At 70.2% G+C, this 12,425-nt stretch carries 12 protein-coding genes; 9 read left to right on the forward strand and 3 right to left on the reverse strand.

The window, feature by feature from the left end; all coding sequences use genetic code 11:
• Positions 1–819: 819 nt before the first annotated feature.
• The 3 genes from MT347_RS11995 to MT347_RS12005 all read left to right on the forward strand — a co-directional run bounded on the left by MT347_RS11995 (position 820) and on the right by MT347_RS12005 (position 3,438).
• A complete protein-coding gene (locus tag MT347_RS11995) occupies positions 820–2,097 on the forward strand; it encodes an Nramp family divalent metal transporter (protein ID WP_243501417.1) in 1,278 nt (425 codons plus the stop codon).
• Positions 2,098–2,106: 9 nt separating this feature from the next.
• Entirely contained in the window at positions 2,107–2,742 is a 636-nt protein-coding gene (locus tag MT347_RS12000; protein ID WP_243501418.1) for a metal-dependent transcriptional regulator, read from the forward strand.
• 267 nt (positions 2,743–3,009) lie between these two features.
• Positions 3,010–3,438: a hypothetical protein gene (locus MT347_RS12005; RefSeq protein WP_243501419.1), complete on the forward strand. Its 429-nt coding sequence runs from the start codon at positions 3,010–3,012 to the stop codon at positions 3,436–3,438.
• Here MT347_RS12005 and MT347_RS12010 read toward each other — a convergent pair.
• Together MT347_RS12010 and MT347_RS12015 are read right to left on the reverse strand one after the other, a co-directional pair.
• Positions 3,390–5,864: an HAD-IC family P-type ATPase gene (locus tag MT347_RS12010; protein ID WP_243501420.1), complete on the reverse strand. Its 2,475-nt coding sequence runs from the start codon at positions 5,862–5,864 to the stop codon at positions 3,390–3,392. The genes MT347_RS12005 and MT347_RS12010 overlap by 49 nt on opposite strands.
• 42 nt (positions 5,865–5,906) lie before the next feature.
• Positions 5,907–6,854: an SDR family NAD(P)-dependent oxidoreductase gene (locus MT347_RS12015; protein WP_243501421.1), complete on the reverse strand. Its 948-nt coding sequence runs from the start codon at positions 6,852–6,854 to the stop codon at positions 5,907–5,909.
• Positions 6,855–7,045: 191 nt separating this feature from the next.
• Here MT347_RS12015 and MT347_RS12020 point away from each other — a divergent pair, with 191 nt between their 5' ends.
• The 3 genes from MT347_RS12020 to MT347_RS12030 all read left to right on the forward strand — a co-directional run bounded on the left by MT347_RS12020 (position 7,046) and on the right by MT347_RS12030 (position 8,418).
• The gene (locus MT347_RS12020) at positions 7,046–7,216 is read left to right on the forward strand and encodes a CsbD family protein (RefSeq protein WP_243501422.1); all 171 of its coding nucleotides are present in this window, start codon (positions 7,046–7,048) and stop codon (positions 7,214–7,216) included.
• A 139-nt stretch (positions 7,217–7,355) separates the two neighbouring features.
• A complete protein-coding gene (locus tag MT347_RS12025) occupies positions 7,356–8,186 on the forward strand; it encodes an HAD-IIA family hydrolase (RefSeq protein WP_243501423.1) in 831 nt (276 codons plus the stop codon).
• Positions 8,187–8,268: 82 nt separating this feature from the next.
• Entirely contained in the window at positions 8,269–8,418 is a 150-nt protein-coding gene (locus MT347_RS12030; protein WP_243501424.1) for a hypothetical protein, read from the forward strand.
• Between the two features lie 280 nt (positions 8,419–8,698).
• Here MT347_RS12030 and pyrE read toward each other — a convergent pair whose 3' ends face one another.
• Positions 8,699–9,277, reverse strand: coding sequence for an orotate phosphoribosyltransferase (gene pyrE, locus MT347_RS12035; RefSeq protein ID WP_243501425.1), 579 nt, complete (start codon positions 9,275–9,277; stop codon positions 8,699–8,701).
• Positions 9,278–9,467: 190 nt separating this feature from the next.
• On the opposite strand from pyrE, the gene MT347_RS12040 reads away from it, so the two are divergent.
• From MT347_RS12040 to MT347_RS12050, 3 genes are all read left to right on the forward strand, one after another.
• Positions 9,468–10,310 (forward strand): exodeoxyribonuclease III, encoded by an 843-nt coding sequence (locus tag MT347_RS12040; RefSeq protein ID WP_243501426.1) that lies wholly within the window; start codon positions 9,468–9,470, stop codon positions 10,308–10,310.
• A gap of 431 nt (positions 10,311–10,741) precedes the next feature.
• On the forward strand, positions 10,742–11,167 hold the full coding sequence (locus tag MT347_RS12045; protein ID WP_243501427.1) for a YciI family protein: 426 nt from the start codon (positions 10,742–10,744) through the stop codon (positions 11,165–11,167).
• An 11-nt stretch (positions 11,168–11,178) separates the two neighbouring features.
• Positions 11,179–12,420 (forward strand): RNA polymerase sigma factor, encoded by a 1,242-nt coding sequence (locus MT347_RS12050; RefSeq protein ID WP_243501428.1) that lies wholly within the window; start codon positions 11,179–11,181, stop codon positions 12,418–12,420.
• Positions 12,421–12,425 lie beyond the last annotated feature (5 nt).

The raw sequence follows: 12,425 nt of genomic DNA on the forward strand, positions 1-12,425 counted from the left end.
CAGGCACCGCCGACCGATAGGTGAGCCACGTGTCGATGTCGGACGCTACAGCTTGCACGAGCAGGGTCTGCGCGACCTCGTCTATGGTGGCCCCAGGTCGGTGACGGTGGCTGACTCTCTGCCATCGCGACGGGTGCGCGGGTCGTCCGCCGAAAGTCCATAGTCGCAGCTGAAGCGGAGAGAGTTCGCTGCTCAACCACCTCAGTTGCTCGCGGAACGGCTGCCGCCCTGCACCGCTGGGCAGCTGCAAGCCGTAACCCAGCAGGACATCGCTCGCTCCCGGCGCCAGTATGGCAGAGCGGATCGCGGAGCGACCTGACGCCCACACGCCGGGGTCGCCAACGTTCTGGTTCAGCAAGTTCGCGCCAGCCAGCACCTTGGGGTACAAGTTCACGATCGAACTGGACCCGCAGCCCAGCGCCCGCCGTGCGCTGTCGACCCGGGCCCGTGAAGGGGAACCGTCACCGGCGGGAAGGCTGTGCAAGATCGCGACGAGGTGCCCGGGCATCGACATAAGTATGACCTGCATCTGAAGAGTGAGTGGACGTGACGCCGGGCTCTTCCAAGATGCTCGACTCGAGTTGCCGCCATCGACTGAGGGGTCATCGGACTTGCGCTGACGGAAGGGCTACCCGCCCCGAATTTACGTGGCTCAGGTAAATTCAGACGTTGCAGATCCCTCGCCTTGGGTCATATTCAAGGGTCAGATGGTGCAACTTGTGGGACGAACGACGCTCCCCGAGCCTCCTCCCGTCCCGAACCCCGGGATGACGCACATTAAAACTTTTCGGTGCGCCGAAATCTTGCTAGCTTTTCGGTATGCCGAAAACAGCGGATGCCGCGGACCGCCGTCACGCCCCGGGCCGCGCGATGTGGCTCCTCGGCCCGGCGATGGTCGCGGGCGTCGCGTATCTCGACCCCGGCAACGTCGCGAGCAACATGACCGCCGGCGCCGCGTTCGGATACCTGCTGGTGTGGGTCGTCGTGCTCGGCAACGTCATGGCCTGGCTGATCCAGTACCTCTCGGCCAAACTCGGCATCGTCACGGGCGAGAGCCTCCCGCAGGTGCTGGGCCGCCGCATCCGTCGACCGTGGGCGCGGCGCGCGTACTGGCTGCAGGCCGAGCTCGTCGCGATGGCCACCGACGTCGCGGAGGTCATCGGCGGCGCCGTCGCGCTGCACCTGCTCTTCGGTATCCCGCTCCTGTGGGGCGGGGCGATCACCGGAGTCGTGTCGATGGGCCTGCTCCTCGTGCAGACGCGGCGCGGGGCGCGGGCGTTCGAGACCGTCCTCATCGGCCTCCTCGTCATCATCGCGGTGGGCTTCTCGTTCGGCCTCTTCTTCGCTCCGCCCTCCCCCGACGGCGTCGTCGGTGGCCTCGTCCCGCGCTTCGAGGGCACGGAATCGGTGCTGCTGGCGGCGTCCATCCTGGGCGCGACGATCATGCCGCACGCGATCTACGCGCACTCGGCGCTCGCGCGCGACCGCTTCGCTCCGCCCTCCCCCACCGCGGCCGAGGGCCTCGAACGGGCGCGCGGCATCTCGACCCCGCGCCTGCTGCGCGCCACGCGCTGGGACGTCACGATCGCCCTCGCCGTCGCCGGCACCGTCAACCTCGCGATCCTGCTGCTCGCCGCCGCCAACCTCGCCGGGGTCGACGGCACCGACAGCCTCGAGGGCGCCTACGCAGCCCTGCGCGACGGACTGGGCCCCCTCGTGGCGACGCTGTTCGCCGTCGGGCTGCTCGCGAGCGGGCTGGCCTCGACCTCGGTGGGCGCCTACGCCGGCGCCGAGATCATGCACGGTCTGCTCCACGCGCGCGTCCCCCTGGTGGTGCGCCGCCTCGTCACGCTCGTGCCGGCGCTCGTCATCCTGGCCCTCGGGGTGGATCCCACCCTCGCGCTGGTGCTCAGTCAGGTTGTGCTGTCGTTCGGCATCCCCTTCGCGCTCGTCCCCCTCGTCGTGCTCACCGCACGGTCCACGGTGCTCGGCGCCTACCGCAACCGCGTCGCGACCACCGTCGCCGGTGTCGTGGCATCCGTCTTCCTCATCACGCTCAACGTCGTGCTCCTGTGGCTGGTGTTGACCGGCGGATAGGCTGGCAGCGTGGAATCGCCCGTGTCCGACGACTATCTCAAGGCGATCTACCACCACACCGAGTGGCAGGACACCCCGATCACGCCCTCGCAGCTCGCCGGCGTGCTGGGCCTCGCCCCCTCGAGCGTGACCGAGATGGTCAAGAAGCTCGCGGCGCAGGGGCTCGTGACGCACCGTCCGTACGGGCCCGTCTCGCTGACCGCCGCGGGCGGTCGCCGCGCCGCGGGCGTCATCCGCCGCCACCGACTGATCGAGACGTGGCTCGTGCGCGAGTTCGACTACGCCTGGGACGAGGTGCACGACGAGGCCGAGGTGCTCGAGCACGCGTTGAGCGACCGTCTGCTCGAGGGCATCGACGAGCGCCTGGGACGGCCCCGGTTCGATCCCCACGGCGATGCGATCCCGGATGCCGACGGCACCGTGCATCGCGAGCCCTTCGTGCTGCTCGCCGGGGCGCCGGCCGGCCACGGCGGACGCGTGCTGCGCGTGAGCGACCGCGATCCCGAACTGCTGCGCGCCCTGCTCGAGCGCCGGATCGACGTGGGACACGAGCTCGAGGTGGTGTCCGACGAGGTCGTGCGCGCCGACGGCGTCGAGGTGACACTGCCCCCCGGGGCGGGCAGTTCGGTCTGGCTGACGCGCTGAGGCGGGTTTCGCGCCAGCGGGAGCGCGGCGCGGCGAGTGCGATCGGGGCACGGCGCGGCGAGTGCGACCGGCGCACGCCGCGGCGAGTGCGACCGGCGCACGCCGGTGAGTGCGACCGGCGCACGCCGGCACGTGCGACCGGGGCACGGCGCGGCAAGGTGAGTCGCCGCGGAGGAAGGAGCTCCCGGCGGCGAGCGAACGCGGCGGCGGCCGCACCGCTACGCTGACCCCACCGGCGGCACCCGCCGGGTGCGAGGGGAGACCGCGATGACCACCACCGTCGAGACCCGCCGCCCCGCCGTCGTGACGGCGGCCGTCGTCCTCGTCTACATCGGGGGCTTCGCCAACACCGCCCTCGGCATCCTCGTGCTGCTCTCGCGGTACGGCGTCACCGACGATCTGGTGCTCCCCGTGTCGTTGGTGGGCGCGGCCACGATACTGCTGGGTCTGCTCACGGTCGCCGGCGGCTCGTCGCTGGCCCGCGGGAGCGGTCTCGCTCGTGCCCTGCTCACGGGGTATCTCGTGACGATCGCCGCGTTGCAGGGCCTCGCGCTCGCGCTCACCGAACTCGACCCGGTACTCGTGGTCGGAGTCGTCGCGGCCGTCGCCGTGATCGTCGCCGTGTGGGTCCCGCCGTCGGCGCGACGCTACTTCCGGCGCGAGGTTCCGGCCGCGGCGCCTGCACCCGTCGTCTGAGCCGTCCGGGGACGGGGACCCGCCGCGAGCGATCGCCGCACGAAACGCCGGTGGGCGAAGCGCACGACCTCGATGGCCGCGACGGCGAGCACCACGACGAAGGTGACGAGCGCGGCGCCGTCCGCACCCGGATCCTGCAGCTGGAAGAACTGACCGAGCGCGGGAACGGTGAAGATCGCCGTCAGCGCGATGAACATCGCCCCGATGACGAGCACCTTCACCCGCGTCACCGGCCGGGACAGCACCGTCAGCACCCAGATGGCGACGATGGCGAGGATGATCGTGGCCCCCGTGCGCACCTGGGCAGTGACGAGACCGATGTCCATCGCGGTGCGCGTATACAGCGTGAGCGAGACCGCGATGACGATGCCCGCGGGGATCGCGAAACTCAGCGAGCGCTTCAGGAAGCCCGGCACATAGCGCTGCGTGTTCGGCAGCAGCGCGAGGAAGAAGGCGGGGATGCCGATGGTCAGTCCGTCGGTGATCGACAACTGCCGCGGCAAGAACGGGAACTCCATGACGAAGATGCCGAACAGCAGCGCCAGGCCCGTGGCGTAGACGGTCTTGGTCAGGAACAGCATCGAGACCCGCTCGATGTTGGCGATCACCTGCCTCCCCTCGGCGACCACTGACGGCAGGTGCGAGAAACGTCCATCGAGCAGGACGAGTCGGGCTACCGCCTTCGTGGCGGCGGCGCCGGAGTTCATGGCGATGCCGATGTCGGCCGTCTTGATGGCGAGCGCGTCGTTGACCCCGTCGCCGGTCATCGCGACCACGTGGCCGCGAGCCTGCAGCGCGGTGACCATGCGGCGCTTCTGGTCGGGGGTGACGCGACCGAAGACGGTGTGCTCCTCGAGGATCACCCCGAGCTCGACGTCGTCCTCGGGAAGGCGCCGGGCGTCGTAGCCCTCATCGACCTCGAGTCCGACCTCACGGGCGATCGCGGCGACGGTGCGGGGGTTGTCGCCCGAGATCACGCGCACGCCCACGCCCTGCTCCCGGAAGTACGCCAGCGCCTCGGCGGCGTCCGGACGCACCGCCTCGACGAAGGTCAGCACGGCCACCGCGACGGCGTCGGACGGGAACCGTTCGGCATCCACGTCCTCGTCCGAGAGAGCGGTACGAGTGTGCGCGAGCACGAGCGTGCGGCGACCCGAGGAGGCGAGGCGCGTCACGGCGGCACCGAGCGGGGTCTCGGAATCGCCCGCCGCATCGCCGAAGACCATCTCGGGTGCGCCGAGCACCCAGGTGCCGTCGGCGCCCGCCGCGAACGACACGGCGCTCCATTTGCGCGCGGACGAGAACGGGATACGTCGGGCGGCGAGAAGGGGCTCGTCGACAGGGAACGGCTCTCGCAGGCACTGAGCGGTCGCATTCGCGTCCGGTGCTGCTCCGTACCAGGCCAGCGACTTCTGCCAGCCCGACCGCTCCTCGAGGGGCAGGGCGGCGTCAAAACGGATCTCACCGGCGGTGAGCGTGCCCGTCTTGTCGAGGCAGATGACGTCGACGCGCGCGAGACCCTCGACCGCGGGGAGTTCGTTGACCAGCACCTTCTTGCCCGCCAGACGCGCCGCACCGACCGCGAAGGCGATCGAGGTCATGAGCACGAGCCCCAGCGGGATCATCGCCGTGAGCGACGCGATGGTGTTCACCACCGCCTGCGACCACGTGCCCTGCTCCCACGCCTGCACCCACCCGCCCGCGACCATCATCTGCGCGTTCAAGACGAGAAGACCGACCGGCCCAATGCCCCACCCGACCCACCGCAGCACCCGGTCGATCGAGGTGCGCAGTTCGCTCGAGACCAGCTGGAACCGCTTGGCCTCGGCGGCGAAGGTGTTGGCGTACGACTCGGCGCCGACCCGCACCACCCGGGCGGTGCCTTCTCCGGCGACCACGATCGAGCCCGACAGCGCCTCATCGTCGGGCCGCTTGTCGACGGCATCCGACTCGCCCGTCAGCATCGACTCGTCGATCTGCAGCGCCTGCGACGCGATGACCACCGCGTCGGCGGGTACCTGGTCGCCGGCGCGCAGCACGAGGACGTCGTCGCGCACGACGTCGGGCGGCGCGATCTCGACGTCAGCGCCCTCGCGGCGCACCCGTGCCCGCGGAGCGTTCAGCAGGGCCAGACGATCGAGGGCGGCTTTCGCCCGGAACTCCTGGACGCAGCCGATCACGGCATTCGACAGGGCCGCTACGCCGAACAGGGCGTCCTGCCACCGCCCGAGCAGCAGCAGCACGATGAAGCAGGCGCCGACGATCGCGTTGAACAGGGTGAAGACATTTGCGCGCACGATGTTCCACGCGCTCCGGCTGGTGTCGGCGGCGAAGACGTTGGTCTGCCCCGCCGCGACGCGCTCGGCGACCTCCGCCGCGCTCAGGCCGCGGACGGCGTCGAGATCCTCAGCGGTCGCCTGCTCCATGCGATCACTGTAGGGCGGCCCGCCGACATCGTGGGAGGCGGATCAGGATGCCGCGCGTCGGGCCCGGTCGAAAGGCCACCGCACGTGGGTCGCCGTCTCGCACGCGCGCCACAGATCCGCTCCCAGCTCGGTGCCGCGGGTGCGGCGCGCGGGAGTCGCGACGCGGGGGTTCCCGCGGGCGACGAGGGCCGGGCCGTACATCGAGCCGCCCTCGGCGTGCGGGTCGAGGAGAGCTCGGACCAGCGGCCAGGCGCCCTGCTCCTTCGACTGCGTGATCGGCGCCTGCAGATTGTCGAGGAACCGCGTGAGCCGGCTCGGCTCGTTGACGCCGCGGACCCCTCGGGTGCGGCCGCTCGTCGAGTAGCCGGGATGCGCGACGAGACTCTCGACCCGCACGCCGTGCGCACGCAGCCGTTTGTCGGCCTCGAGGGCGAGTGCGGTCGTCGCCGCCTTCGACTGCACGTACGCCCGCCAAGGCGTGTAGCCCTCGACCAGTTCGGGATCGGTCGGCACGTGCGCCCAGAGCGACGTCGACATGCTGCCCACCCACACCATGCGGCCGCCCGTTGCAGCGAGGGGCTTCAGCAACTCGCCCGCGAGCGCGAAGTGGCCGAGCACGTTGGTGGCGAAGACCAACTCGTGACCGCCGACCGTCTCGCGCTGCTTCGGCGGATGCACGACCCCCGCGTTGAGCAGCAGGCCGTCGAGGCGGCCGCGCGCCCGAGCGGTGGCCGCGGCCGCCCGCACCGAGCCCAGGTTGCTGGTGTCGAGCAGGAGGGTCTCGATGGCGGCATCCGGAGACGACCGCTTCACGGCCGCCTTCGCGGCGGCGAGACGGTTCGGATTGCGTCCGGTGAGCAGGACGTGCGCTCCGGCGGCGGCCAGCTGCTCGCAGGCGAAATAGCCGAGACCGCGGGTCGCTCCGGTGACGAGATACGACCGTCCCGACAGATCGGGGAGGTTCCGGGGATCCCACTCGGTACGCGCCACCCTTCGACCCTAACGAGATCGCGCTCCGCCGTCACGGGTCCATTCCCGTTCCGGCATATCGGCCCGGCGAAAACTTTCTTGAGCGATTGCGTGACGAATCCGCTCCTCGCCGCGTCTCTTTCACGAGCACACGCTCCGTCGCGACGAGATCAAGTCGCCGCCGACGCCGATACGCGAGAAGGAGTCACATCATGGGTCTGGACGACAAGATCAAGAACGCCGCTCAGGACATCGTCGGTAAGGCGAAGGAGACCATCGGTAACGCCACCGACAACGACAAGCTCGTCGCCGAGGGCAAGGCCGAGCAGGCGAAGGCGGATGCCAAGAAGGCCGGCGAGGACGTCAAGGACACCTTCAAGTAAGACGTCGCCGCAGCGGACGGGCGGGCCACGACCACGGGTCGAGGCCCGCCCTCGTTCGTTCCCGGGCGGCGAGGGATCCGCTATCGCCGGGAAGACAATCCTCCCGGGTCGTGTCGGGGCCCGGGTCTAGGCTGTCCGCATGCGGACGCGTGGCGACATCGAGTGCTGGCTCACCGACATGGACGGCGTTCTCGTCCACGAGAACACGCCCATCGCGGGGGCATCCGAACTGCTGGCGCAATGGCGGGCCGAGGGGACACCGTTCCTCGTGTTGACGAACAATTCGATCTTCACGCCGCGCGATCTCAGTGCGCGGTTGCGCGCCTCCGGCCTCGTCGTTCCGGAGTCGTCGATCTGGACCTCCGCTCTGGCCACGGCCGACTTCTTGAAGTCGCAGATGCCGGGCGGCTCCGCATTCGTGATCGGCGAGGCGGGACTCACGACGGCGCTGCACGAGGCCGGCTTCATCATGACCGAGACGACACCTGACTACGTGGTCGTCGGCGAGACGCGCAACTACTCCTTCGAGGCGATCACCAAGGCCATCCGTTTCATCAGCGGCGGCGCCCGTTTCATCGCCACCAACCCGGATGCCACGGGCCCCTCGACCGAGGGGGTGCTTCCCGCCACCGGCGCGATCGCCGCCCTCATCACCAAGGCGACGGGCAAGGAGCCCTACATCGTCGGCAAGCCCAACCCGATGATGTTCCGCTCGGCGCTCAACCGCATCGGCGCTCACAGCGAGAACACCGGCATGATCGGCGACCGCATGGACACCGACATCGTCGCCGGCATCGAGGCGGGCCTTCACACCGTGCTCGTGCTGACGGGGATCAGCGATCAGCGCGAGATCGAGCGCTACCCCTTCCGCCCCGACGAGATCCTCGGCTCGGTCGCCGAACTCGTGCGCGACGAACCTGTCGAGTCCGAACTCGCCGACGGCGAGGAGGGCCTCGAAGCGGGCCTCTGAGCCCCCGCTCCCGTTACGACGCCGCGTCCGGCGACCCGCGCGGGGTTGACGAACGTCGACCGCCACCGGCAAGGATGAAGGCATGGACGACCGCACGCTCTGGCTGATCACGGCCTTCTTCATCACCGCGGGCACGCTCGTGGCCTTCATCGTGCAGTGGCGCCGTTCCCGGCGCGGCGGCGGGGGCCGCGACCCGTTCGACGGGCCGGGGCCGGGAGACGACGAGCGCTGAGTCCTCGACCCGGCGCGAGCGGCACGCGGCTTCCGATATCGCGCCGCCATCGCTGACGCGGGTGCCGCCGGCGCCCGGACGCGGGTGGTGGCGTCGGCCGGCATCCCACCCGCTGTGCGCCACCCGAGAACAGGGGATCGCGCCAGAACAGGACCGCTCAGCCCCGAAGGGGCCTGCTCCCGACGAATGTCCTGTTCTCGCGGGGACCCCGGCCAACATTCCGCCCCGCGCACAACGCGGATTCGCGTGGTCCCGAGAGAACCCGCGGTGCCGTCACCTCTTACTGCGGAGCGAGACCCAGGTCGTCGAGGTCGATGGATGCCAGCCACGTCAGGCCCTCGGCCTCGATCGCGGCCTGCGCGCCGGTCTTGCGGTCGACGATGACGGCGACGGCCACCACCTCGGCGCCCTCGCGGCGCAGCGCCTCGACGGCCTTCAGCGCCGACTGACCGGTGGTCGAGGTGTCTTCGACGACGACGACGCGCTTGCCCGCGACATCGGCGCCCTCGACCTGGCGTCCGCGGCCGTGATCCTTGGGCTCTTTGCGCACGACGAACGCGTCGAGCGGGTGCCCGGCGTGCACCGATTCGTGCATGACGGCGTTCGCGATCGGGTCGGCGCCCAGCGTCAGACCTCCGACGGCGACGACGCCGTCGAGGTCCTTCACGAGGTCGAGCACGAGACGGCCGATGGCGGGCGCGGCGCGGTGGTCGAGGGTGAGCTTGCGCATGTCGACGTAGTACGTCGCCTTCTTGCCGCTCGAGAGCGTGAAGTCGCCATGGAACACCGCCTCGTCGGCGATGAGGCGGATGAGGGCCTGGCGGTCGGCTTCGAGCTCGGGTGTTGCGGCGGCGGTCACGGCGTCGAGTCTATTGCGCGACCCACGTCCGCACCGGCCGCGCGCACAACGGCGGGGGGATCGACGACCGGCCGCGTCCGGGGCACCGGGGTGCGGCGTGTTGAGCCGGACATCCGCCGCTGTGCGCACGGCATCCGGTGGACGGCCCCGGCGGGCGGCGATGTCGGCACACGAAAGTAGGCTGGATGCCATGCGCCTGGCCACCTGGAACGTCAACTCCATCCGCGCCCGCGTCACCCGCACCGTCGAGTTCTGCGTGCGCGAGCACATCGACGTGCTGGCGATGCAGGAGATCAAGTGCAAGACGGAGCAGTTCCCGTACGCCGCTTTCGAAGAGGCCGGCTATCACGTCGCCGCGCACGGCCTGAACCAGTGGAACGGCGTCGCGATCGCCAGCCGCGAGCCGCTCGAGGACGTCGAGATCGGCTTCCCCGGCATGCCCGGGTTCGAGAAGGGCAAAGAGGGTCCCGACCTGCCGCAGGAGGCCCGCGCCATCGGGGCGACCGTCAACGGCGTGCGCGTCTGGAGCCTCTACGTGCCCAACGGTCGCGGCCTCGACGACCCGCACTACGTCTACAAGCTCGACTGGCTCGACAAGCTCCGCCAGTACGCCGTCGACAGCCTCGCGAAGGACTCCGACCTGCCTCTCGCGCTCACCGGCGACTTCAACATCGCCCCGACGGATGCCGACAACGGCGACCCCACGGTCGTCGAGGGCGCCACGACCCACGTCTCACCGCCTGAGCGGGCGGCCTTCGCGGCGTTCGAGACGGCCGGGCTGACCGACGTCGTGCGCCCGCTCATCCCGACGGGCTACACCTACTGGGACTACAAGCAGCTGCGGTTCCCCCGCAACGAGGGCCTGCGCATCGACTTCATCCTCGGCTCCCCCGCCTTCGCCGATGCCGTGCACGGTGCGGAGATCCACCGCAACGAACGCAAGGGCGAGGTTCCCAGCGACCACGTCCCCGTCGTCGCCGACCTCGACCTCCCGGGCGCGGACGACGATGACATGCCGATGATCTTCGGCTGAGCGCCGGGTGGGTGGCATCCGGATGCCGGGCTCCTGGCATCCGTGACGCTGCGCCGCCGCTGTCGAGCCGACGCCCGGCGCGAGCCCCGCAATCGCGCGATCCTCGCAAAGACAACGCCGAATTTTTCGACAAACCGGCGATTCTGCGAGGAACACGCACTGCGCACCCGCCACACCCAGCCGATGCTGTCCGCCCACCGCGCGGCGCGATTGTCGCAATCGCGCACGATCCTCGCAGGTGCACCGCCCGATCTTGCGAGAAACCCGCGATTCTGCGAGGAACGTGCATCACGTGCAGCCTCTACATCCCGGCATCCGGAAGTTTTTCCCGCACCCTGTCGATTCCGTCGGGCGCCGTTCGACGCGATAGTAGGGGAAGGCATTCGCTCCCCTCCGATCGCTCGACCGAGCACCCACGAGAAGAGTTCACGATGAAGTTCATGCTGATCATGCGCGGCACCGACGAGGCGTACGCGGCATACAAGGAGATCCCGTTCGAGCAGGTCATCAACGAGATGGGCGCGTACAACGAATCGATGATCACCGCCGGAGTGCTCGTCGCCGGCGACGGTCTGGCCGAAGACATGAGCAAGAACTTCGTCGTCGAGTTCGGCGGGGAGGAGCCGGTGGTCACCGACGGCCCCTACGGCGAGACGCACGAGTTGTTCAACGGCTTCTGGATCATCGAGGTGTCTTCGCGCGACGAGGCCGTCGAATGGGCGCGGCGGGCACCCCTCATCGCCGGCAACAAGTTGGAGGTGCGTCGCGTCACCGACGAGACCGACTTCGCGGCGTTCGCCGACAACGATTACATCCAGAAGGAGGAGGGCTGGCGCGAGGAGCAGTCCTCCCGCTGACCCGCGAGCGGGTGAGCACCGACCCCGACCTGTCGCGCCGCGTCGCGGCGATCTGGCGCATCGAAGGAGCCCGTATCGTCGCGACGCTCGCGCGCGTGGTCGGCGATGTCGCAACCGCCGAGGATCTGGCGCAGGACGCCGTCGCCGAGGCGCTCGTGCAGTGGCCGCGCGACGGTGTGCCCCGCAACCCCGGCGCCTGGCTGACGGCGGTCGCGAAGCGGCGGGCGATCGACGGCTGGCGCCGCGGGCAGAACCTCGGCGAGAAGTACCGGCTGATCGGCGCCGATCTCGACGAGATCTCGGATGCCGAGTGGCAGCCGATCGACGACGACGTGCTGCGACTGGTGTTCGCAGCGTGTCATCCGGTCCTCGCCCGCGAGGCACAGGTGGCGCTGACGCTGAAGGTGGTCGCGGGTCTCGACACCGACGCGATCGCCCGGTTGTTCCTCGTGCCCGTGCCGACGATGCAGCAGCGAATCGTGCGCGCGAAGAAAGCGCTGTCCGCGGCGCACGTGCCCTTCGCGGTGCCCGATCCGGCGGAGTGGCCGGCACGCCTCGGCGCGGTGCTCAGCGTGATCTACCTCGTCTTCACCGAGGGATACGCCGCCAGCGCCGGGGATGCCGTCTTGCGCACGGAGCTCGCGCACGAAGCGGTGCGCCTGGGCCGAGTGCTGAACCGTCTGCTGCCGCGCGAAACCGAGGCGCTCGGCCTCTCGGCGCTCATGGAGCTGCAGGCCTCGCGGTTCGCCGCGCGCGTGGACGCGGGCGGGGATGCCGTGCTCCTCGCCGACCAGGATCGTCGCCGATGGGACCGCTCGGCGATCGCCCGCGGTGCGGCGCTGCTCGACCGAGCCGATGCCCTCGGGCGGGGTCGGGGCCCCTACCAGTTGCAGGCGGCCATCGCGCTGTGTCACGCCGAGGCGACGAGCGTCGAGGCGACGGACTGGGAACGCATCGTGCTGCTGTACGAGACACTCGGACGTGTCGCGCCGAGTCCCGTCGTCGAACTCAACCGCGCGGTCGCCGTGTCGATGGCATCCGGTCCTCTCGAGGGGCTCGCCCTCGTCGATGCACTGTCAGCGGCCGGGACGCTCAAGGGCTCGCACCTCATCCCCTCCGTCCGCGGGGAGTTGCTGAGCCGGCTGGGGCGCACGCGCGAGGCCCGGTCGGAGCTGTTGCGAGCGGCGGACCTGACACGGAATGAGCGCGAGGCGGCGCTGCTGCGGCGGAAGGCTGACGCCCCCGGCGGGTGACGGAC

Origin of the sequence: Microbacterium sp. VKM Ac-2923 (genome assembly GCF_022815605.1) — a bacterium.
In the GTDB taxonomy this organism is placed as follows: domain Bacteria; phylum Actinomycetota; class Actinomycetes; order Actinomycetales; family Microbacteriaceae; genus Microbacterium.

Excerpts from the sequence above, each read along its gene's own strand:
- MT347_RS11995 (WP_243501417.1), top strand. The coding sequence starts at position 820 with ATGCCGAAAACAGCGGATGCCGCGGACCGCCGTCACGCCCCGGGCCGC.
- MT347_RS12005 (WP_243501419.1), top strand. The coding sequence starts at position 3,010 with ATGACCACCACCGTCGAGACCCGCCGCCCCGCCGTCGTGACGGCGGCC.
- MT347_RS12010 (WP_243501420.1), bottom strand. The coding sequence starts at position 5,864 with ATGGAGCAGGCGACCGCTGAGGATCTCGACGCCGTCCGCGGCCTGAGC.
- MT347_RS12020 (WP_243501422.1), top strand. The coding sequence starts at position 7,046 with ATGGGTCTGGACGACAAGATCAAGAACGCCGCTCAGGACATCGTCGGT.
- MT347_RS12025 (WP_243501423.1), top strand. The coding sequence starts at position 7,356 with ATGCGGACGCGTGGCGACATCGAGTGCTGGCTCACCGACATGGACGGC.
- MT347_RS12030 (WP_243501424.1), top strand. The coding sequence starts at position 8,269 with ATGGACGACCGCACGCTCTGGCTGATCACGGCCTTCTTCATCACCGCG.
- MT347_RS12040 (WP_243501426.1), top strand. The coding sequence starts at position 9,468 with ATGCGCCTGGCCACCTGGAACGTCAACTCCATCCGCGCCCGCGTCACC.
- MT347_RS12045 (WP_243501427.1), top strand. The coding sequence starts at position 10,742 with ATGAAGTTCATGCTGATCATGCGCGGCACCGACGAGGCGTACGCGGCA.